The sequence below is a fragment of the Pseudomonas sp. 02C 26 genome (assembly GCF_002843585.1).
Classification (GTDB): domain Bacteria; phylum Pseudomonadota; class Gammaproteobacteria; order Pseudomonadales; family Pseudomonadaceae; genus Aquipseudomonas; species Aquipseudomonas shirazensis.
Genome location: NZ_CP025262.1, coordinates 3,417,424 through 3,438,997 on the forward strand (window position 1 = coordinate 3,417,424; position 21,574 = coordinate 3,438,997).

The window sequence follows — 21,574 nt, forward strand, 5'->3', positions numbered from 1 at the left end:
CTAGGCAAATACGGTGACGGTTTGGCGGCTGAGGGCAAGCAGCTCGCCGTCAGCCGTCCACAACGCCGCGCGGGCATGGCCGTAGCCATCCTTGGCGTATTCCGTATCCACGCAATACCGGCACCAGTCATGGGTGCTCAGTTGCGGCCGGGGCTGAATGAATTCGATGGTCCAGGTCAGGGTGCTGCCCGCCGCAGGCTGTTTCAGGTGCGGCAGCAGGCTCGGCGGCCAGGCGTCGACCAAGGCCAGCAGATGCGCTTCGGTCGCGGCTTCCTCAGGCACATCCCGCAGACGCACCCAGCCGCCCATTTGCCGTGAAGTGTTGCTACTGAAGGGCAGCCCGCCGAGCGTCCAGCGCAAGGCCACATTGCGCATGAACTCTGGCGTCACACCTTTGATATAAGGCAGTTCCGGCGCTGCTTCGGCGAGCGCCTTCATCTCGACCGGGGGCTGCGCAGGAACATCTATCAGCGAGGAGCGGCCCGCGCCAAAGCTGCCCTGCACGATCGTCACTACCTGGCCTTGCTGCACAGCACGCCCAAGCAGGGTGCTGACGGCTTTACCCTCGCGCAGCACCTCTACTTCGAAGCTGATCGGGATATCTGCCGCGGCGGGAGCAACGAAGGTGATGGCCAGCGAGCGCACCGGACGCTCGTCGACAAGTTGCAGGCGCATGCGCTCATAGACCATGGCGGCCATCAGCCCGCCGAAAACTGCACGCCCCTGCGCCCAGGTGGCAGGCACCGTGACGGCTTCTGGTGATTGTTGTACCGCGGCCAGCAATTGGGTGAAGGTCATGGCGATCTCGCAGGCTTGGCTATCGAATCGGGGCGGCCAAGCGCCCCAGCTGCAGCCGATCTTAACCAGCTGCGCTCGCCGATGCAGGCTTCATATCGGTCAATCCAGCGCCTAGCGGCGTGACACTGCCTTGTGCAGGCGCTTCAAGGTCAGGTCGCCTTGCCGCTCAGCGGCCTCAAGCTCAGCCTGCCAGGCCGCCTGGCAGGGCCGTAGCGCTGCGTCGAGCGGTACCTGCACCAACCACTGCAGACGGTCGTGCCAATCGCCCAGATCGCCTTGTGCGCGCTTGAGCAGGCGCTGCAACTTGTCGCCGGCATGATCAAGCTGTGGGTAGGCCTCATCGCCATAGCGCACCCGCTTGATCAGCAGGCGCAAACGGTGCCGATCGTGGGCTGGGTCGAGTAACCCCTGCTGTAGTTTGTGCCACTGTTTGCCGAGGCGTTTGTCGACGCGTTTTTGCAGGCCTTTGACCAGGCCTTCGCGATCCGCTGCCCGCAGAAACGCCGGAAACGCGTCGATGATCGCCAGCATGCGCGTCAACTCGGGACTCGCGGCCACAGTGGCAAAGGTCTGCGCCCTGCCCCGCAGGCGCCGCTCGGCAGCGTCCTGTTGACCACGCTCGCGCAACTCGGCAGCGAGCACCTCACGGTCACGCAGCGGCGTGGTCAGGGCGCCCAGTGCCCGCGCGGCATATTCCAACTGATCGACAGCAGGCAAGCCCCGCAGCGGCCGCAGCAAACTGCGCAGGCGCCGCGTGGTGGTGCGCAGGTCGTGCAGGGCTTCACTGTCGACATCAGCCGCCAGCCGCTCGCGACAGGCGAGCAAGCGCACCTGCAGGGTCAGCACCTGGGCAACCACGTGATCAAGCATGGCAGACATACAACGCTCCTTGTTCAACGCCCGGCGCGGGACTCACGAATGTAGAAGCGGGCCTTCTCGGATTTTTTCGCACAGCCTTCGAAGCCTTCGAACTGCTGCTGGGTCTTGGCCCCGGTCAACAGCGACAATGCCTTGGAATAACTGACGGTGCCCGCAAACCCTTCGGCCTTGGCCAGGTCGAGCTCCTTCCAGGCGGCGTCCAGCTGGGTTGCGCAGCTATCACGATAGGCCGTCTTGCCGGCGCAGCCAGCGAGCGCCACAACCATCAATGGCAGGCAGATCCATGCTTTCATCAGTAATACCTCAAAGTGCACAAGGGAGTGGCCGTTCGACGCTCGGCCAAGCGAAAAGTGCCCTCATCAGCGTAGTCCAGCAAGGCTTGCATTGAAGCCGAGGGCGCAATGGGTGCATTGTTCGGGGATGGTTGCACAGCCACGAGGGAATGACATGAGTAAACGCGTTGCATTGGTGCTGGGTTCGGGCGGTGCACGAGGCTATGCGCACATCGGGGTGATCGAAGAAATCGAGCGCCGCGGCTACGAGATATCCTGCATTGCCGGCTGCTCGATGGGCGCGGTGGTCGGCGGTATCTATGCGGCCGGCAAGCTCGATGACTATCGCCACTGGATCGAGAGCCTGGATTACCTGGATGTACTGCGGCTGGTCGATGTGAGCTTTCGTCTCGGCGCTATTCGCGGTGACAAGGTGTTTGGCCAGATCCGCAAGATTGTCGGTGAAATCAACATCGAACAGCTGCGCATTCCCTATACGGCGGTGGCCACCGACCTCACCAATCAGCAGGAAATCTGGTTTCAGGAAGGCTGCCTGCACCAGGCCATGCGCGCCTCGGCGGCAATACCAAGCCTGTTCACCCCCGTCGTGCAGGGCAACCGCATGCTGGTCGATGGCGGCATTCTCAACCCGCTGCCGATCGTGCCGGTGGTTTCCAGCCACTGTGACCTGATCATCGCGGTCAACCTCAACGCCACCAACCAGAACCAGTACCAGTTGCCGGTGATCGAGCGCCCCGCCGCGTTCAAGAAGCGCTTCGACGCGTTGATGAGTTCGGTGGGTTCGCGCCTGCCGTTCCGCCGCAAGCCGGCAGAGCAGCTCAGCCGCATCGACCAGGCAGTGCTTGCCGAGAACCTGATCGCAAGCAATCCGTGGCTGGGTGAAGCAGCCAACCCCGAAGGCCAGCAACCCGCTGCGGCGCCCGAGAGCGGCGGCGCACCGCGCTCAGCAGCGGGCTCGTTCATCATCGACAACGTCGGCCCGGCGTCCCTGCTCGACTTGATCAACCAGAGCTTCGAGGTCATGCAGACGTCGCTGGCGCAGTACAAGATTGCCGGCTACCCGCCAGATGTACTGATCAACGTGCCCAAGCGGGTGTGCCAGTTCTTCGAGTTCTACAAGGCACCGGAGCTGATCGCCCTGGGCCGGGAAATCGCCCGCGACACGCTGGACATCTACGAGGGCAAGCGGCGCTGATTACCGCGCATTTGCAGGCTGCAGAAACCAGACAGGCCGCATAAGCGGCCTGTCTGGTTTTGGGCAGATCAACTCAGTAGCGAGTGATCTCGGCATTAGCTGCCAACTGCTTGCGGTAGGCCGCGAAGTCCTGCTGACCGGCACGCGAAGCGAGGTAGCGGCGGATCTGCTGCTTCTCTTCGTCGGTGGCCGCAGCGCCTTCGTTGACGCCGCGCAGCTGGACCACCACCAGGCTGCCATCGGCGAGCACGGCACTGGCGTATTCAGGCTTGTCCTTGCCGGCAGGCTTGGCCAGGCGGAACACTGCCTGCAGCTCGACTGGGTCGATACCTTCCTGGCCGCGGCTGACCGCTTCCTGGACTTTCCAGGTCTGACCGTCATGGCCAGCACCGGCGACGATCGAACCGTCACGCAGACCGGCAATCAGTTTGTCAGCCTTGGCTTTGAGTTCGGCAGTCGCCTTCTCTTTGGCCAGGTGCTCGCTGATCCGTTGCGCGACTGCCTCCAGCGGCAGTTGCTCGGGCTTGCGGTGTTCTTTGACACGCAGCACCAGCACCGTCTCTGGATCCAGCTCGATGGCGCTGCTGTTGGCGCCTTCGTCGATCACTTCCTCGCTGAACGCGGCCTGGACGACCTGGCGGTTAGCGGTAATGCCGTCGCCACCTTCACGCCCGAACGGCGCCGAAGTCTGCACTTTCAAACCCAGGTCCTGAGCCGGTTGGGCCAGGTCGGAGGCTTCGAAGGCGGAGTCCTCCAGTTGCTTGGTCACTTCAACGAAGCGCTGCTCGACCTGTTGGGTTTTCAGCTCGCGGGTCAGCTTGTCTTTCAGGCTGGCGAAGGTCGGCACTTGCGGTGCCTCGACGCCCAGCAGCTTGATCAGGTGATAACCGAACTCGCTGCGAACCGGCTGCGACACCTGGTCCTTGTTCAGCTTGTACAGGGCATCTTCAAACTCGGCGTCGTAAGCACCAGGGCCGGCGAAGCCAAGATCACCACCGCTGGCAGCGGAACCGGCGTCCTGCGAGAACTCCTTGGCCAGGGCGGCGAAGTCTTCACCTTTGGCCAGACGCTGCTGGATCTCTTCGATCTTGGCCTTGGCCTGGGCATCGCTGACCTTGTCGTTGACATCGATGAGGATGTGCGCGGCATGGCGTTGCTCGGCCAGGTTGGCGATCTCTTTCTCGTACAGCGCTTGCAGCTCGGCCGGATCGACCTTGACCTGGTCGAAGAACGCCGACTTCTTCAGCTCGATGTAGTCGATGACGACCTGATCCGGCGTCATGAACTCCTTGGCGTGCTGGTCGTAGTGCGCCTTGACCTCTTCATCACTGACCTTGACCGCAGCCGGGTTGGCCTTGAAGGTCAGCGAGGCGAAGTCGCGGGTCTGTTTTTCCAGACGCGCAAACGCCTCGACTTGTTTGTCGGTGACAAAGCTGCTGCCGGCAAGCCCGGTGCGCAGCTGGCCGATGAGCATTTCTTCGGCGAGCATCTCGCGGAACTGCAGGCGCCCGTAGCCCATCTGGCGAATGACCTGGTCGAAGCGGTTTGCATCGAACTTGCCATCAACCTGGAACTCAGGCGTTTGCAGGATCACTTGATCCAGCGCCGCCTCGGAGAATGCAAATTTCGCGTCCTTGGCACCTTCCAACAGCAATTTGCGATCGATCAGGCCTTTGAGCGCTGCTTCACGCAGCATCTTTTCGTCCAGCAGAGCAGGATCGAAGTCCTTGCCCAGCTGTTGCATCAGCTGGCGGCGCTGCATATCGACAGCCTGGCTCAGCTCGTTCTGGCTGATGGTTTCACCGTTTACCTTGGCGGCGTCCTGGCTATGGCTGGCGGCCTGAAAAATCGCCTCGAAGCCCGTCAATGCCATCAGCACGACGATAAGGCCGATGATGGTCTTGGCAATCCAACCCTGTGAATTGTCCCTGATATTCTGCAGCATGCGTCCCCCAGAAACGGTTGTACCACTGCGTCGTCAACCGCGGAGCGTGGGTAGAGTCCTGATAGAAGAAAGGCGCATCCGAAGATGCGCCTTCTCGAAGCGAGCGTGACGGCGGGAACGTTTGCGTCCCGCCGTCACGCGATTGGCCACGGTAGCGCCGCGGCCGGCTGAACAGACGACTTAGTTGACAGCGTCTTTCAGGCCTTTGCCAGGCTTGAAGCCAGGAACCTTGGCGGCGGCGATCTTGATCGCAGCACCGGTTTGCGGGTTACGGCCAGTGCGCTCGGCACGGTCTTTGACCGTGAAAGTACCGAAACCTACCAGAACCACGTCGTCGCCTTTTTGCAGAGCGCCCTGTACGGAGTCGATCACTGCATCCAGAGCCTTACCGGCGGTGGCTTTCGAAATATCAGCAGATGTGGCGATAGCGTCAATCAGTTCCGACTTGTTCACTCTAAGTCCCCTTATATCTCTAATTTAAGTATGTTTCTAAGTATGTAATTAGTGCGTGTAAAAATTAGTGCGTGCAAAACGAGCGCTGGGTGGCCTGTTGACACGAGCGTGCCGCTTTATAGCAAGGGCCCGAAAAAACTGTCAAGGAAAGCCCCCCAGCGTGAAACGTATTAGTGCGTGCTGATTCTTTCCTTGGCATCGCTGTCGCGCTTGTCATCCTTCGCGACGATCTCCGGAGCCACATCTGGCAAGGGCTCGGGGGCGTATTGCAGCGCAATTTGGAGGACTTCGTCAATCCATTTGACCGGTTTGATCTGAAGATCCTGCTTGATGTTGTCCGGAATCTCTTTCAGGTCACGAACGTTCTCTTCGGGAATGATCACCGTCTTGATCCCACCCCGGTGCGCTGCAAGGAGCTTTTCCTTGAGCCCGCCGATGGCCAGAACCTGACCACGCAAGGTGATCTCGCCGGTCATGGCCACGTCGGCGCGTACCGGGATCTGGGTCAGTGCCGAGACCAATGCGGTGCACATGCCAACGCCTGCGCTCGGGCCATCCTTCGGCGTCGCGCCTTCAGGCATGTGGATGTGAACGTCGCGCTTCTCGTGGAAGTCAGCGGCGATCCCCAGACTACGGGCACGGCTGCGAACCACGGTTTGCGCCGCCGTGATCGACTCGACCATGACGTCACCGAGCGAACCGGTCTTGATCAACTGGCCCTTGCCAGGGATCACTACGGCCTCGATGGTGAGCAATTCCCCGCCCACCTGGGTCCATGCCAGGCCGGTCACTTGACCGATCTGATCCTGCTGCTCAGCCAGGCCGTAACGGAACTTGCGTACGCCCAGGTGATGCTCGAGCTGCTCGCTGGTGACCTTGACCTTCACCGATTTCTGCCCGCTGTGCTCCTTGACCACCTTGCGGCAGATCTTCGCAATCTGACGTTCGAGGCCACGCACACCGGCTTCGCGGGTATAGAAGCGGATGATGTCGCGGATCGCCGAGACATCGATGTCCAGCTCGTCCTTCTTCAGGCCGTTGGCCTTGACCTGCTTGGGCACCAGGTACTTGACCGCGATGTTGATCTTCTCGTCTTCGGTGTAACCCGGCAGACGGATGACTTCCATTCGGTCGAGCAGCGCCGGCGGGATGTTCATCGAGTTCGAGGTGCACAGGAACATTACGTCGGACAGGTCGTAATCGACCTCCAGGTAATGGTCGTTGAAATTGTGGTTCTGCTCGGGATCGAGTACTTCCAGCAGTGCCGAGGCCGGATCGCCGCGCATGTCGCTGCCCATCTTGTCGATCTCGTCAAGCAGGAACAGCGGGTTACGTACGCCAACCTTGGTCATTTTCTGGATCAGGCGGCCCGGCATGGAGCCGATGTAGGTACGCCGGTGACCACGAATCTCGGCCTCGTCACGCACGCCACCGAGGGCCATCCGGACGAACTTGCGATTGGTAGCAGTGGCGATCGACTCGGCCAGCGAGGTCTTGCCGACGCCGGGCGGGCCAACCAGGCACAGCACAGGACCACGGATCTTTTTCACCCGTTTCTGTACAGCGAGATACTCAAGGATGCGCTCCTTGACCTCGTCCAGGCCATAGTGGTCGGCGTCGAGAATTTCTTCAGCCTTGGCCAGGTCCAGGCGGACCTTGCTCTGGGCTTTCCATGGCACCTGCACCAGCCAGTCGAGGTAGGTCCGCACCACGGTAGCTTCAGCCGACATAGGCGACATCTGCTTGAGTTTGTTCAGCTCAGCCTGAGCCTTGGTCAGGGCATCTTTGGGCAGGCCAGCGGCATCGATGCGCTTTTTCAGCTCTTCGACTTCGTTGTGGCCTTCATCGCCATCACCAAGCTCCTTCTGAATGGCCTTCATCTGCTCATTCAGGTAGTACTCGCGCTGGCTGCGCTCCATCTGCTTCTTGACCCGGCCGCGGATGCGTTTTTCAACCTGCAGCAGGTCGATCTCGCCATCCAGCAAGGCCAGCACGTGCTCGACCCGCGCCTGCAGGTCGACAATCTCGAGGATCTCTTGCTTCTGCTCGATCTTCAGCGCCATGTGCGCGGCCATGGTATCGACCAGGCGACCCGGCTCTTCGATGCTGTTGAGCGAGGACAGTACTTCAGCTGGGACTTTCTTGCCCAACTGCACATACTGCTCGAACTGCGACAGCAAGCTGCGCACGAACACTTCCGACTCACGCTCTGGGGCGTCGGTTTCATCGATCAGGCTGACGTCGGCACGGACATGCCCATCAACCTCGTTGAAACGCTCGACAGCGCCGCGCTGCTCACCCTCGACCAGGACCTTGACGGTGCCATCGGGCAGTTTCAGCAGCTGCAGGACAGTGGCGATGGTGCCGACGCGGTACAGGGCATCTTCACCTGGATCATCATCGGCAGGGTTTTTCTGGGCAAGCAGCAGGATCTGCTTTTCGCCCGTCATCGCCGCCTCGAGGGCTTCGATGGATTTTTCGCGCCCCACAAACAGCGGGATAACCATGTGCGGGTAAACGACGACATCGCGCAATGGCAAAAGAGGCAAGTCGAGGGTTGTCTTCATGATTTCGCCTCTACAGCGGCCTTATGGCCGAATCCGGTGGAAATAGTGCTTGGACCTAATGTGGGGGTAGGTCCTTCAAATTACAAGCACTTAAGCGGGAAAAGCAGAAAGGGGCCCGAAGGCCCCTTTCATTTTTCACAACGGCTGCCTGGATCAGGCGTCCGGTGCGGCTTTGGCCTGCGGCTCGTTGTTCTCGTAAATGAGCAACGGCTGCGAGGTACCTTCGATGACGCTCTCGTCGATCACCACCTTGCTGACTTCCTTCTGCGAAGGAATCTCGTACATGGTGTCGAGCAACACGCCTTCGAGAATCGAACGCAGGCCACGGGCGCCGGTTTTGCGCTCCAGAGCCTTGCGCGCGACGGCCTTGAGGGCGTCGCTGCGGAACTCGAGGTCCACGCTTTCCATCTCGAACAGCTTGGCGTACTGCTTGGTGAGGGCGTTCTTCGGCTCGGTCAGAATCTGCATCAGCGCAGCTTCGTCCAACTCGTCGAGGGTAGCCAACACCGGCAGACGGCCAACGAACTCAGGAATCAGACCGAACTTGACCAGATCGTCAGGCTCGACCTCACGCAGGGATTCACCAACCTTCTTGCCTTCTTCCTTGCTGCGCACTTCTGCACCAAAACCAATGCCACCTTTGGTGGAACGGCCTTGGATGACCTTCTCGAGGCCAGAGAATGCGCCACCGCAAATGAACAGGATATTGCGGGTATCAACCTGCAGGAATTCCTGTTGCGGGTGCTTGCGACCACCTTGCGGCGGCACGGAAGCCACGGTGCCTTCAATCAACTTCAACAGCGCTTGCTGCACGCCTTCACCCGAAACGTCACGGGTGATCGACGGGTTGTCCGACTTGCGCGAAATCTTGTCGATTTCGTCGATGTAGACAATGCCCATCTGGGCCTTCTCCACGTCGTAGTCGCACTTTTGCAGCAGCTTCTGAATGATGTTCTCGACGTCCTCACCAACATAACCGGCTTCGGTCAGGGTGGTGGCGTCGGCAATGGTAAACGGTACGTTCAAAAGGCGTGCCAGGGTTTCGGCGAGCAGCGTCTTGCCCGAGCCAGTCGGCCCAATCAGGAGAATGTTGCTCTTGCCGAGTTCGACTTCGTCGCCCTTCTTGTCACGCTGATTCAGGCGCTTGTAGTGGTTGTACACCGCTACCGCGAGCACCTTCTTCGCGCGCTCCTGACCAATCACGTACTGGTCAAGGATGCCGCTGATTTCTTTCGGCGAAGGCAATTTGTGCGCATTGCTTTCGGCCTGGGCTTCCTGCACCTCCTCTCGGATGATGTCGTTGCACAGGTCGACGCACTCGTCGCAGATAAATACCGAGGGCCCAGCAATCAATTTGCGCACTTCGTGCTGGCTTTTGCCGCAGAAGGAGCAATAAAGCAATTTGCCGCTGTCCTCGCCGTTACGGGTGTCAGTCATTCGATCGATCCAATCCGGTAGGCTTGCAACACAAGATGAAGGCAATTGCGGGCTTTTTCAAGTCCGCAGGCAGGCGCTTTTGACGCCTGCCTGCTCTGGCCCTGAGGATCAGGACGCCAGTTGCCGCTTGTCGTATACCGAGTCGACCAGGCCGTACTCGGCCGCGCGCTGCGCGCTCATGAAGTTGTCACGCTCAGTATCACGCTGGATCGTCTCCAGATCCTGGCCAGTGTGGTAGGCCAGCAGCTCGTTGAGACGGGCCTTGATGCTGAGGATTTCCTGGGCGTGGATCTGGATGTCGGTGGCCTGACCCTGGAAGCCGCCAAGCGGCTGGTGGATCATGACGCGCGAGTTCGGCAGGCAGTGACGCTTGCCCTTGGCACCCGCGGTCAACAGGAAGGCACCCATGCTGCAGGCTTGGCCGATGCAGATGGTGGAGACATCCGGCTTGATGAACTGCATGGTGTCGTAGATCGACATGCCCGCAGTCACCGAACCGCCCGGTGAGTTGATGTAGAGATGGATATCCTTGTCCGGGTTTTCCGCTTCGAGGAACAACATCTGTGCCACTACCAGGTTGGCCATGTAGTCTTCTACAGGACCTACCAGGAAGATCACCCGCTCCTTCAAGAGGCGCGAGTAGATGTCATAGGCGCGTTCGCCGCGGGCGGACTGCTCGACAACCATCGGGACCAGACCGCCTGCGGCCTGGATGTCAGAGCTCTGCTGAATATAAGAATTGCGGGACATGTCCTGCACTCACTCCCAAATAGTCATGGCTTGAATACGCACAAGCCAGCGCGAAGGCTGGCTTGTGGTGGTTTCCTACGAGAGTTGCAGATTACTCAGCTTCGGCAGGAGCCTGTGCTGGTTTTACTGCTTCTTCGTACGAGACCGATTTGTCGGTCACAGTCGCTTTCTGCAGGACAGTATCTACAACTTGCTCTTCCAGCACAACCGAACGCACTTCGTTCAGCTGCTGGTCGTTTTTGTAGTACCAGCTGATGACCTGCTCTGGCTCCTGGTAAGCGGAAGCCATTTCTTCGATCATCTCGCGAACCTTGCCTTCGTCAGGCTTGAGGTCGAACTGCTTGACCACTTCAGCCACGATCAGACCCAGCACGACGCGGCGCTTGGCTTGTTCTTCGAACAGCTCGGCCGGCAGTTGCTCAGGCTTGATGTTGCCACCGAACTGCTGAACAGCCTGTACGCGCAGACGGTTGACTTCGTTTTCCAGCAGCGCTTTTGGCACTTCGATCGGGTTGGCGGCCAGCAGACCGTCCATGACCTGGTTTTTTACCTTGGTCTTGATCGCCTGGCGCAGTTCACGCTCCATGTTCTTGCGAACTTCGGTGCGGAAGCCTTCCAGAGTGGTTTCCTTGATGCCGAACTGGGCGAAGAACTCTTCGTTCAGCTCAGGCAGCTGGGGAGCCGAAACGCTGTTCACAGTGATGGTGAACTCAGCAGCTTTGCCAGCCAGGTCGAGGTTCTGGTAGTCCTCTGGGAAGGTCACGTTGACAACGCGCTCTTCGCCAGCCTTGGCGCCTACCAGGCCATCTTCGAAGCCTGGGATCATGCGGCCGGAGCCCAGTACCAGCTGGGTGCCCTTGGCCGAGCCACCGGCGAACTCTTCACCGTCAACCTTGCCGACGAAGTCGATGTTGACCTGGTCGTCGATCTGCGCAGCGCGCTCGACAGTTTCAAAGCGGGTGTTCTGCTTGCGCAGGACTTCCAGCATGTTGTCCAGGTCAGCATCAGCCACTTCGGCGCTCAGACGCTCGACGTTGATCGAGTCGAAGCCGGCAACGGAGAACTCTGGGAACACTTCGAAGATAGCAACGAATTCCAGGTCCTTGCCTTTTTCGAAGGACTTTGGCTCAACGGCCGGGGCGCCAGCCGGGTTCAGCTTCTGCTCAACCACAGCTTCGTAGAAGGACGACTGAACCAGGTCACCGAAGGCTTCCTGACGGGCAGCCTCTTCGTAACGCTGGCGGATCACGCTCATTGGCACCTTGCCAGGGCGGAAGCCCGCAACCTTGGCGCGACGGGCAGTCTGCTGCAGACGCTTGTTGACTTCGGTCTCGACGCGCTCGGCCGGGACGGCGATGGTCATGCGGCGCTCGAGAGCGGAAGTGTTTTCAACCGAAACTTGCATGGATATTCCTCGTTGCACAGACGTTAGCCGGCGAAAGCCCGACTCCAGAATCAAGGGCAAACATTCTAGTGACTCACGCACCAGAAGTCACCCCACTCAAGACGACGGGAAACCTCGCCGATCGATTTCATGGAAAACCCTGCGCAAAATGCGCCAGGCCTCATCTATAAAGGGCTGCACGCAGGCAGCCGCAGCCCCTGACTGAAAAACCTTGTCAAACAAACACGGCGGCAATCAGCCGTGCTCGGGATCGATCTCGTTGAACGCGCAATACTCATCCCACTCCATGCCCAACGCCTCGGCCACCTCACGGTGCACCTCAAGACGCATGGCGTGCAGTTCTTCAGGGCTCTGAGCGACCAGTTGCAGGGTCAGTTCCCAGGGCTCGATGCCCTGCTCCTGCGCTGCATCATCAAAGGCCCACTGGATCTGCTGAGCCTGCTCGCGCGAGCTCAATTCGCGGATCTCTTCAAGCATCTGCGGATTGGCCTCGGCAAAGCGTTGCAGTGCCAGCGCCTGGCGAGCTTCTTTGGCTATCATCGGGTATTTCCTCTGGCGGCACGTAACCGCAATTCAACCAGCTGAAATCTATCAGCTTTTATCTGGATTTCACCAGCACACAGTGCGCACCTGGCAGAGCCAAACTGTGGGAAACAAAAAAGGCGCCTGATCATTCGATCGAGGCGCCTTTAATATAAATATGGGGTGGACGATGGGAATCGAACCCACGACAACCGGAATCACAATCCGGCGCTCTACCAACTGAGCTACGCCCACCATAGTGCGGTACTGCGTTGAAACCTTGAAGCATGGTGCGGATGAAGAGACTCGAACTCTTACAGCTTGCGCCGCTGGAACCTAAATCCAGTGTGTCTACCAATTCCACCACATCCGCATGCAACACTTAAATCAAAGGCGCCAGATCGTTCAATCAAGGCGCCTTCGAAAAATATGGGGTGGACGATGGGAATCGAACCCACGACAACCGGAATCACAATCCGGCGCTCTACCAACTGAGCTACGCCCACCATATAGCGGCATTACGTTACTGCATCACTTGCGTGCCTAAGCTGCCTAATGGCGCACCCGGCAGGACTCGAACCTGCGACCATCCGCTTAGAAGGCGGATGCTCTATCCAGCTGAGCTACGGGCACATAAGCAATCTGCCTAACCTCACAGGGGCTGGCAGCAACGCTGCGAACCACCCATTCTGCCCGACTTCGCCAACCAGTGATAGGCTGTGCCCGACAAGTGCGCCGAATGTTATAGACGAGCTGTAAAAGCGTCAACACCTTTCTCTAAAAAATCGAAATTATTGAAGGAGTTAGAGGATTTGCCCGACCACCCGCCTTTGCCCTCGGGCCGTGTCGTGCGAGAATGCGCCATTCTATCTGTTTCTTTCTCGATGGTTAATCACGCGTCTATGACTGCACACCTTATCGATGGCAAGGCGATCGCCGCCAACCTGCGCCAGCAGATCGCTCAACAGGTCGTGGAGCGCCGCCAGCAAGGCCTGCGCACGCCAGGCCTGGCAGTGATCCTGGTCGGCACCGATCCCGCCTCCCAAGTCTATGTATCGCACAAGCGCAAGGACTGCGAAGAGGTCGGCTTTATCTCCCAGGCGTTCGACCTGCCCAGCGAAACCTCCCAGCAAGCGCTGACCGACCTGATCGACCAGCTCAATGAGGACGCCGCAGTCGACGGCATCCTCCTGCAGCTGCCGTTGCCAGCGCACCTCGACGCCTCGCTGCTGCTCGAGCGGATTCGCCCGGACAAGGACGTCGACGGTTTCCATCCGTATAACGTCGGCCGCCTCGCCCAGCGCATCCCGCTGCTGCGCCCATGCACCCCGAAAGGCATCATGGCCCTGCTGGAAAGCACCGGCCAGGACCTGTACGGGATGGACGCTGTGGTCGTCGGCGCCTCGAATATCGTTGGCCGGCCGATGGCCATGGAGCTGCTGCTGGCTGGCTGCACCGTGACCGTCACTCACCGCTTCACCAAGGATCTGGCCGAACACGTCGGCCGCGCCGATCTGGTCGTGGTTGCGGCGGGCAAGCCGGGCCTGGTCAAGGGTGAGTGGATCAAGCCGGGCGCGATCGTCATCGACGTCGGCATCAACCGCCAGGAAGACGGCAAGCTGGTCGGCGATGTGGTCTACGAGACCGCCCTGCCCCGTGCCGGCTGGATTACGCCGGTACCAGGCGGCGTTGGGCCGATGACTCGCGCCTGCCTGCTGGAAAACACCTTGTATGCGGCGCAAGAGCTGCATAAATAAGGTCAACGCCAACGGTGGCCAAGGCTGCTACAGCGTAAAAAACGGCACTCATGTGCCGTTTTTTTTGAGCCCAGTTCGTCAGATACGTTTGAGCACTCCACCAGGCCACTGCTCTGGCTGCACGTAGCCGTGCGCCCACACCAGCACATCCGCCGCCGGCATGGGCCGCGCAATCGCATACCCCTGAGCCAGATCACAGCCCAGCGCCATCAATACCAGGCCGTGCTCGTGAGTCTCAAGACCCTCGGCGATGACCTCGCGGCCAAAGGCCCGAGCCAGGCCGATCACCGCCCGGGTCAGAGCCAGGTCATCCTGATCATGCAAAATGTCCCGCACGAACGACTTGTCGATCTTGATCGTCTGCGCCTGCAATCGCTTCAGGTAGCTGAGCGAGGAATAGCCGGTACCGAAGTCGTCCAGCGAGAAACGCACCCCAAGGCCCTGACAAGCCGCCAGGCATTGGCTGACGTGCTGGATATTCTCGATGGCGACCGACTCGACGATCTCCAGGTCCAGCAGCGCCGGATCGACCGAGGCATGGCGCGCCAGCAATTGCTCCAGACGCTCGGCAAAATCAGCGCGCTGCAAATGACGCGCAGCGATGTTGACGCTGACCGACCATTGATGACCTTGCGTGTGCCAGCTTTGCAATTGCCTCAAGGCCTGCTCGATCACCCATTCGCCCAGTTCGACGATCAGGTCGGTCTGCTCGACCAATGGCAGAAAATCTCCAGGCATCACCATTCCGTTGAGCGGGTGCTGCCAGCGCAGCAGCCCTTCAAAGCCCAGCACTTCCCCGCTGCGCATATTCACCTTGGGCTGGTAATGCAGGCACAGCTCACCGTCATGCAGGGCCTGGCGAACCCGCGCCACGGTCTGGTGAGTAGCCTTGAGTTCAAGCTCCTGCGTCACGTCGAACAGGTGGTAACGGTTGCGCCCGCGCTGCTTGGCGACATACATGGCCTGATCGGCATGGCGCACCAGGGTGTCGGCATCCTCGTCATCCTGCGGAAACAGGGTAACGCCGATGCTCGCACTGACGATCACGGTCTGCTCGCGTAACGGATAAGGCGCCGCCAGGGCATCGAGGATGCGCTGCAGGCCTGCATGCAGCTGGTCACTGTCCTTTACATGGCGCAGGATCAGCACAAACTCATCCCCTGACAGCCGCGCCACCGAGTCCCCTGCGCGCAAGATCTTTTGCAGACGGCTCGCCACTTCCACCAGCAACCGGTCACCCGCGGCATGCCCGTAGCCGTCGTTGACCGCCTTGAACCGATCCAGATCAAGCATGCACACGGCCAACGGAATGTTCTCTCTGCGAGAAAAAGCCAGGGCCTGATTGAGCAGATCGGACAGGTAGGCGCGATTGGGCAGCCCGGTCAACACATCGTGTCCGACCCGCCACTGCAGGGTGTGCAGCAGTTGGCGCTTTTCGGTCACGTCGAAGCGGATCGAAACGTACTTGCGAACCTTGCCCGACGCCGGATCAATCAACGGCACCATGGTGCTGTCGACCCAGTACAACGAACCGTCCTTGGCACGGTTGCAGATCTCGCCTTTCCAGACCTGCCCGGCCACCAGCGCACGCCACATATCGAGGAAGAACTCAGGCTCGTGCAGGCCTGAATTGAGGATCCGGTGATTGGCGCCGAGCAGTTCCTCCCGGCTGTAGCCGGAGATGCTGCAAAACTGCTGGTTGACGTAGGTGATACGCCCGCTCAGGTCGGCTTCGGAAAAAATCGCGGCCGCGTCCACGGCCGCGCGGTAGTTATCGTCCATATGCCATCCTGGCCCAGCGCTTGAACCGCTTCATCCATACAGATCAGGCGGCCGCTCAAGCAAAAGCGGCGGATTCTACGTGTCCATGCCGAGAATGGAAATGAGGCCAAAGCATCAGCGCACTGGCTAGCGCCGTTTGGGTTCAAGCGGCATCTGCCGCACCCTGCACAGCAAATTGCTCTGGCTCGAGCGCTTGCACAGGTAATTTCCCGCGCCAGAGCGGCCAGATGCAATAGCTCGCAACTGGTCAGACCGGTCAGGCCAAATTCACTTGCAATGTAGGAAATTTCGCGGTTTTATGATCGGGCACTGAACAAACCGGTAAGACCACAATAATTAAGTCCTGCGCTCTTTGGCCCGCTGCTCCATCGAAGCAAGGACACCGATCTGAGACTCCTCCCATGCTTAAGTGGTGCTCGCGTTCGATTTTCCTTCAGGTGGTGCTAGGGCTGGTCCTTGGTATCGTTTGCGGCCTCAGCTTCCCTGAGGTCTCCCTCCAGTTGAAACCCCTCGGCGACGGCTTTATCAAGCTGATCAAGATGCTCATCGGCCTGATCGTGTTCTGCGTGGTGGTCAGTGGCATTTCCGGTGCCGGCGACCTGAAAAAGGTCGGGCGCATCGGCCTCAAGTCGGTGATCTACTTCGAGGTACTGACAACTATTGCCCTGGTCATCGGCCTGGTATTCGCCTTCAGTACCGGCATCGGTAGCGGCGCCAACATCCATCTGGATCAACTGTCTGTTGCCGACGCCAATGGCCTCGCCGACCGCGGCCAGCAGGTGCACAGCACCGCCACCTTCCTCATGGGCCTGATCCCGACCTCGGTCATCGGCGCCTTCGCCGACAACAACATCCTGCAGGTGCTGCTGTTCTCGGTGCTGTTCGGCAGTGCCCTGAACCTGGTTGGTGAAGCCGCGTCAGGCATTTCGCGCCTGATCAACGAACTCAGCCACGTGATCTTCCGCATCATGGGCATGATCGTGCGCCTGGCACCGATTGGCGTTTTCGGCGCGATCGCTTTCACTACCAGCAAATATGGCCTGGAGTCGCTGCACCACCTGGGCGGTCTGGTCGCGCTGTTCTACCTGACCTGCGCCGGCTTCGTGCTGGTCGTGCTCGGCACCGTGATGCGCCTGTCGGGCCTGCGCCTGCTGCCACTGATCAAGTACCTGCGTGAAGAGCTGACCATCGTCATGGGCACCGCTTCGTCCGACGCTGTACTGCCGCAGATCATGCGCAAGCTCGAGCACCTCGGTATCGGCAGCTCGACGGTTGGCCTGGTGATCCCTACCGGCTACTCGTTCAACCTCGACGGTTTCTCGATCTACCTGACGTTGGCCATCGTGTTCATCGCCAATGCCACCGGCACGCCGCTGGCCATGACTGACCTGATGACCATCTTGCTGGTATCGCTGGTCACCTCCAAAGGCGCCCACGGCATCCCCGGCTCGGCACTGGTGATCCTCGCAGCCACGCTGACCGCAGTGCCGGCGATCCCGGTGGTTGGCCTGGTGCTGGTGCTGGCAGTGGACTGGTTCATGGGTATCGGTCGCGCCCTGACCAACCTGATCGGCAACTGCGTCGCCACCGTGGCCATCGCCCGCTGGGAAAAAGACATCGACCTGGAGCGCGCCAACAACGTGCTCAGCGGCAAACCGGGCTTTGCCCACCAGCCGCGCAAACAACCCATCGCCCATCAACAGGAGTTCTGATTGAAACAGGCCGGCAGCGATGCCGGCCTGTTTCAGGAGCGTTATGCAACTTTTATCAGGAAACGACCCATGATCAGTTCATCGACCGTGGTCACATCAGTAGTGGAAAAACTGCGCCAGGCGCTGGCCCGCGGCCAGTGGCGCAGCGGTGAAATGCTGCCCGGCCAGCGCGAGCTGGCCGAACAGATGGGCATCAGCCGGCCGAGCCTGCGCGAAGCGGTAACCGTCCTCGAAACCCTCGGCCTGGTGCGCTCGCTGCCGGGCAAAGGGGTGCTGGTCCTGGACGCTGACGCCGCCGCAGCGCAGGAGCCGGTCGGCGACGCCGTCGGCGCTGCCAGCCTGGCTGACGTGCTCGAACTGCGTTACACCCTTGAGCCGTTTATCGTCGGCCTGGTCGCGCAGTCGGCTAACAGCCAGGACATAGGCCAACTGCGCCTGACCCTGATGGACATGCGCGAGGCGCTAGACGCCAGCGACAGCGAAGCCGGCGTCAACGCCTACATCGCCTTCCATCAGGAGCTGTTTGCCCTGACCACCAACCCGATTTTCCAGAGCGTGGTGCAACAGACCGGCAATGCCCTCAAGCAAAGCGCCGACATGCTGCGCAATTCGCCCGAGCACCTGGCTGCGCGCCTGCGTGAGAACGAAGCCGTGGTGCGTGCCATCCGTGACAAGAACAGCGCCCAGGCCAGTGCCCAGATGCGTCGGCACATCCTCCAGGAAGGCCTGCGCATGGGTATCGAACTGAATATCCCGGACGAACACCCCGGCCCATGACTCCAGGAGAGCGACCATGACCGCTTGCGCCCACGCCGCCCAGCCCCTGCCTGCCCTGCTCGGCGCCGGCGAGACCCGCCTCTCTGCCGAGCAGATCTACCCACGCTTGTTCGACGCCATCCTCGAACAGCGCCTGCCACCTGGCAGTGCACTGCCGGAACAGGCCCTGGGCGACGCCTTTGGCGTCAGCCGCACGGTGATCCGGCGGGTGCTTGGGCGCTTGTCCGATCAGCAAGTGGTGGTGCAGCGTCCAAGCCATACCGCGCACCTGGCCGCACCCGACCCGCAACAGGCGCGGCAAGTGCTCAGCGCCCGCCGCCTGGCCGAAACCACCCTGATCACCCTGGCGACCCAACGGGCCCGCCCCAATCAGATCCGGCAACTACGGCAACTGGTCGAGCGCGAGCGCCAGCACCATGAACAGGGCGAGCGCTGCACGGCGATCCGCCTCGGCGGCGAGTTCCACCTGAAGCTTGCGCAGATGGCCGCCAACGCACCCTTGGCGCGCTTTCTCAATGGCCTGGTGCCGATGACTTCGTTGATCATCGCCCGCTATGAGTCACCCTGCTGCGACCACTGCGCCTGGGAAGAACACGCCGCGATCATCGATGCCGTCGAAAGTGGCGACAGCAGCGCGGCGCTGACCTTGATGCACGAGCATCTGGACCGGCTCGAAGCCAAGCTCGATCTCGGCCAGGACCACAGCCTTTAGCAAAAACTGCCGCGGGGCCGCTGCCTACCTATAATCAGCTGATCCCCTCAGCCTCTTCACAAGGAGGCGCCGGCATGAATGCGCGTGGTGGCTTGCTCTTGCTCTGCCTGGTGCTGGCGGTAGGCGGTTGTGCCGGCAAGCGGCTCACGGCGCCGCCCCCGGTCGCTCTGAGTGTCGGCGCCTGGCAGCAGGTCGATCGCGAACTGATCAACGCCTCGCTGGCTGCCACCGGCTCGGCCAACGACTATGCGCGGCGCTCGATGCGAGTATGGAAGGACGAGGTGCAGAAACGCACCGAAAGCGACTTCATCCCGTGGTTCACCGGCTACTGGACGCAGCAGTGGCTGACCCTAAAAGTCGCCTGGTACAGGATGAACAGCGGCAACGGTGCCGAGCCACCCGAGAAGCGCCTGGCGTTGTATCTGCAGGAGCAGTATCACCAGCGCGTACTCGAGCCGGTGGCACGGGAGATCAACCCCGAAGCCATCCGTGACCGCGCCAGCGAGCTGTACCTGCAACTGTTTGCCCAGCAACTGACGGCCATCATCCAGCGCTACAACGCCCCGCCCGACCAGCTCAGCCAACGCCTCACGCGGGTCAAGGCAATCGCACTGGGCCCACCCGCTGCGCGGGATGCCAGCCTCTATCAATTGCTCAGAGCCAAACCCCTGGCGCAGCAACCAGCCTGGCTTGCGCTGCGCCAGCACCTCAATCAACAGGCAGCCAAACTCGCCAGCCAGACCCAGCTCGGCCTGTCGTCGGTGGCCACTCGCGCCAGTGAAAAGCTCAGCGCCACGCTCGCCCCACGCGGTATTGCCAGTGCGGTGGCGGCGGCGGTGGGCAAGGCTGCCGGGGCGTTGATCTCGGTAGCCGCTACCGGCATCGCGATGATCAGCCACGACCAGGAGCAACCGCAGATGGTCGAGCAACTGCGGGTGATCCTCAACGTTGCCTTCAACCAGGAGTGGCGCGAGCTGATGGACAACCGCCAGAGTGGGGCGATGTCCGGGGTGTATTACCTGTCGGGGCAGATCGAGGATGGCCTGCTGCTCAAGCAGTAGCCATGGCCGAGGTGGGCAGGCCGAACAGGCGATCGAATGCCCAGTTGTAGGCAAAGGTGTAGCACGGCACCAAGATAATGAACGCGAGATCCACCACCAGTGCTTCGAGCAAGGTCATGTCCAGCCACCAGGCAATCAGCGGGATCAGGTATATCACCAGGGTCAGCTGAAAACCGATGGCATGCGCTAGCCGCCGCGCCACGCTGCGCCCGCGCTTGCTCTGGCGCGCCTCCCAGTACTCGAACAGGCTGTTGTAGATCAGGTTCCAGAGCATCGCGATGGTGGTGATCATCACCGCCAGCGGCCCGGTATGTGACGCCTGGGTGTCGGACAGATAAGCCAGGCCGAGTGTCGACATGCACAGGCCGATCAGCTCATAGAAAGTCACGTAGACCAGTTTGCGTTTGACACCTTGCACAGCGTTACCTCACGTCTTGCGTTCACCGAAGGCGCGCAGGATGCTTCAGTGGACTTGACAGGAAAAGTCAGCTGCTATCAGCTTTGCTGACAGGAGCCTGACCGACCATGAATTTTTCCAGCGACACCATCCAGCTGTTTCTCGCCGTCCTCGACCACGGCTCGTTCTCGGCCGCCGCCCGCGCCTTGCGCCGGGTGCCATCGGCGGTGAGCATGGCAATCGGCAATCTCGAAGCCGAGCTTGGCTACCCGCTGTTTCAGCGAGGCCCGCGTGAGGCCCGCCCTACCCCGCAAGCACTGGCACTCGAGCCTCATGCACGGCTGATCGGCGACCAGCTGGGCCGCTTGCAGGTGCATGCGCTGGAGCTGTCCAGAGGGCTGGAAAGCAGCCTGGCCATTGCGGTGGTGCCGGACATCGACCACCAACCCCTGCTGCAAGCCATTGCGACCTTGAGCGCACGCTACCCACTGCTCGACGTCGAGCTGATCAGCGCGCCGCAGGATGAGGCCCTGCACTTGCTCGACAGTGCACGGGTGAGCCTGTGCCTGGCGTTTGCCGAGCTCAAGGTCGACTCGCGTCGCAGCTTTCACAACATCGGCAAGGAGTCGCTACTGGCAACCCTGGCACCGCATCATCCGGCCCTGAACGGCAAGCGCATCCGCTACCTCGAAGACCTGGTCAATGTGCGCCAGATTCTGGTCTGCAGCAGCGAGCTGCCGCTGGCTGATCCACGCACGCTGATCGGCGCCGCACACTGGCGCAGCAACAGCCTCGATCTGGCCCTGCAGATGGTCGAAGCAGGCTTGGGCTGGGGTGACTTCCCGGCCTCTCGAGTCACCCCACTGGTCGCCGCCGGGCGCTTGCTGCAGCTGGATTTCGGCAATACCCAGAACGCCCTGGAGCTGCCCGTGCATGCTTATTGGAGCAAACAGCAGCCGTTGGCGCAGGGCGCGCGAATGCTGGTCGAGCTGCTGACTGAGCGTTAGCCGCAAGGCACTGCAGCATGGGCAAACCAGCCGACGCTCACCGTCCGTCGCCGTGCACTAAATAAAGCCGCACTGGCCTATCAGTTTTGTCCGGCTTGAGCCGATAGAAATCAAGTAAGCCGTCA

At 60.7% G+C, this 21,574-nt stretch carries 19 protein-coding genes and 4 tRNA genes; 7 read left to right on the forward strand and 16 right to left on the reverse strand.

Annotation, left to right across the window (positions count from 1 at the left end; all coding sequences use genetic code 11):
• The 3 genes from CXQ80_RS15610 to CXQ80_RS15620 form a co-directional block, all read right to left on the reverse strand.
• On the reverse strand, positions 1 to 798 hold the full coding sequence (locus CXQ80_RS15610; protein WP_101321060.1) for an acyl-CoA thioesterase II: 798 nt from the start codon (positions 796 to 798) through the stop codon (positions 1 to 3).
• Positions 799 to 909: 111 nt separating this feature from the next.
• Complete coding sequence (locus CXQ80_RS15615) at positions 910 to 1,677, reverse strand: CHAD domain-containing protein (protein ID WP_101321062.1); 768 nt, start codon at positions 1,675 to 1,677, stop codon at positions 910 to 912.
• A gap of 14 nt (positions 1,678 to 1,691) precedes the next feature.
• Positions 1,692 to 1,970 (reverse strand): hypothetical protein, encoded by a 279-nt coding sequence (locus CXQ80_RS15620; RefSeq protein ID WP_101321064.1) that lies wholly within the window; start codon positions 1,968 to 1,970, stop codon positions 1,692 to 1,694.
• A gap of 154 nt (positions 1,971 to 2,124) precedes the next feature.
• Here CXQ80_RS15620 and CXQ80_RS15625 point away from each other — a divergent pair, with 154 nt between their 5' ends.
• Positions 2,125 to 3,165 (forward strand): patatin-like phospholipase family protein, encoded by a 1,041-nt coding sequence (locus CXQ80_RS15625; RefSeq protein ID WP_101321066.1) that lies wholly within the window; start codon positions 2,125 to 2,127, stop codon positions 3,163 to 3,165.
• A 73-nt stretch (positions 3,166 to 3,238) separates the two neighbouring features.
• Here the strand turns inward: CXQ80_RS15625 and CXQ80_RS15630 are convergent, their stop codons facing one another.
• The 11 genes from CXQ80_RS15630 to CXQ80_RS15680 form a co-directional block, all read right to left on the reverse strand.
• Positions 3,239 to 5,110, reverse strand: a complete 1,872-nt coding sequence (locus CXQ80_RS15630) for a SurA N-terminal domain-containing protein (protein WP_101321068.1) — start codon at positions 5,108 to 5,110, stop codon at positions 3,239 to 3,241.
• 180 nt (positions 5,111 to 5,290) lie between these two features.
• Positions 5,291 to 5,563: an HU family DNA-binding protein gene (locus CXQ80_RS15635; RefSeq protein ID WP_101321070.1), complete on the reverse strand. Its 273-nt coding sequence runs from the start codon at positions 5,561 to 5,563 to the stop codon at positions 5,291 to 5,293.
• A 170-nt stretch (positions 5,564 to 5,733) separates the two neighbouring features.
• Positions 5,734 to 8,130 (reverse strand): endopeptidase La, encoded by a 2,397-nt coding sequence (gene lon, locus CXQ80_RS15640; RefSeq protein WP_101321072.1) that lies wholly within the window; start codon positions 8,128 to 8,130, stop codon positions 5,734 to 5,736.
• A 153-nt stretch (positions 8,131 to 8,283) separates the two neighbouring features.
• Entirely contained in the window at positions 8,284 to 9,567 is a 1,284-nt protein-coding gene (gene clpX / locus CXQ80_RS15645) for an ATP-dependent Clp protease ATP-binding subunit ClpX (protein ID WP_101321075.1), read from the reverse strand.
• Between the two features lie 108 nt (positions 9,568 to 9,675).
• On the reverse strand, positions 9,676 to 10,317 hold the full coding sequence (clpP, locus tag CXQ80_RS15650) for an ATP-dependent Clp endopeptidase proteolytic subunit ClpP (protein ID WP_101321077.1): 642 nt from the start codon (positions 10,315 to 10,317) through the stop codon (positions 9,676 to 9,678).
• A gap of 91 nt (positions 10,318 to 10,408) precedes the next feature.
• On the reverse strand, positions 10,409 to 11,722 hold the full coding sequence (tig, locus tag CXQ80_RS15655) for a trigger factor (protein WP_101321079.1): 1,314 nt from the start codon (positions 11,720 to 11,722) through the stop codon (positions 10,409 to 10,411).
• A gap of 234 nt (positions 11,723 to 11,956) precedes the next feature.
• Positions 11,957 to 12,262 carry a DUF6388 family protein gene (locus CXQ80_RS15660; protein ID WP_101321081.1) on the reverse strand — a complete coding sequence of 102 codons (306 nt, stop codon included), beginning with the start codon at positions 12,260 to 12,262 and terminating at the stop codon, positions 11,957 to 11,959.
• Between the two features lie 161 nt (positions 12,263 to 12,423).
• Positions 12,424 to 12,499, reverse strand: a tRNA-His gene (locus tag CXQ80_RS15665).
• A gap of 33 nt (positions 12,500 to 12,532) precedes the next feature.
• Positions 12,533 to 12,617 (reverse strand) — tRNA-Leu (locus CXQ80_RS15670).
• 57 nt (positions 12,618 to 12,674) lie between these two features.
• Positions 12,675 to 12,750: transfer RNA gene (locus CXQ80_RS15675), tRNA-His, on the reverse strand.
• A 50-nt stretch (positions 12,751 to 12,800) separates the two neighbouring features.
• Positions 12,801 to 12,877, reverse strand: a tRNA-Arg gene (locus CXQ80_RS15680).
• A gap of 269 nt (positions 12,878 to 13,146) precedes the next feature.
• Between CXQ80_RS15680 and folD the strand changes: the two genes are divergently transcribed.
• The gene (gene folD, locus CXQ80_RS15685; protein ID WP_101321083.1) at positions 13,147 to 14,001 is read left to right on the forward strand and encodes a bifunctional methylenetetrahydrofolate dehydrogenase/methenyltetrahydrofolate cyclohydrolase FolD; all 855 of its coding nucleotides are present in this window, start codon (positions 13,147 to 13,149) and stop codon (positions 13,999 to 14,001) included.
• 78 nt (positions 14,002 to 14,079) lie between these two features.
• On the opposite strand, the gene CXQ80_RS15690 is transcribed toward folD, so the two are convergent.
• Positions 14,080 to 15,783, reverse strand: coding sequence for a bifunctional diguanylate cyclase/phosphodiesterase (locus CXQ80_RS15690; protein ID WP_101321085.1), 1,704 nt, complete (start codon positions 15,781 to 15,783; stop codon positions 14,080 to 14,082).
• 401 nt (positions 15,784 to 16,184) lie between these two features.
• On the opposite strand from CXQ80_RS15690, the gene CXQ80_RS15695 reads away from it, so the two are divergent.
• The 4 genes from CXQ80_RS15695 to CXQ80_RS15710 all read left to right on the forward strand — a co-directional run bounded on the left by CXQ80_RS15695 (position 16,185) and on the right by CXQ80_RS15710 (position 20,045).
• Positions 16,185 to 17,495, forward strand: coding sequence for a C4-dicarboxylate transporter DctA (locus tag CXQ80_RS15695; protein WP_101321087.1), 1,311 nt, complete (start codon positions 16,185 to 16,187; stop codon positions 17,493 to 17,495).
• A gap of 69 nt (positions 17,496 to 17,564) precedes the next feature.
• A complete protein-coding gene (locus tag CXQ80_RS15700) occupies positions 17,565 to 18,272 on the forward strand; it encodes a FadR/GntR family transcriptional regulator (protein WP_101323070.1) in 708 nt (235 codons plus the stop codon).
• A 16-nt stretch (positions 18,273 to 18,288) separates the two neighbouring features.
• On the forward strand, positions 18,289 to 18,984 hold the full coding sequence (locus CXQ80_RS15705; protein WP_101321089.1) for a GntR family transcriptional regulator: 696 nt from the start codon (positions 18,289 to 18,291) through the stop codon (positions 18,982 to 18,984).
• 74 nt (positions 18,985 to 19,058) lie between these two features.
• Entirely contained in the window at positions 19,059 to 20,045 is a 987-nt protein-coding gene (locus CXQ80_RS15710) for a hypothetical protein (RefSeq protein WP_256585583.1), read from the forward strand.
• Here CXQ80_RS15710 and CXQ80_RS15715 read toward each other — a convergent pair.
• Positions 20,035 to 20,463 carry a PACE efflux transporter gene (locus CXQ80_RS15715; protein ID WP_101321091.1) on the reverse strand — a complete coding sequence of 143 codons (429 nt, stop codon included), beginning with the start codon at positions 20,461 to 20,463 and terminating at the stop codon, positions 20,035 to 20,037. The genes CXQ80_RS15710 and CXQ80_RS15715 overlap by 11 nt on opposite strands.
• Positions 20,464 to 20,570: 107 nt before the next feature.
• On the opposite strand from CXQ80_RS15715, the gene CXQ80_RS15720 reads away from it, so the two are divergent.
• On the forward strand, positions 20,571 to 21,449 hold the full coding sequence (locus CXQ80_RS15720) for a LysR family transcriptional regulator (protein WP_101321093.1): 879 nt from the start codon (positions 20,571 to 20,573) through the stop codon (positions 21,447 to 21,449).
• Positions 21,450 to 21,574: the final 125 nt, after the last annotated feature.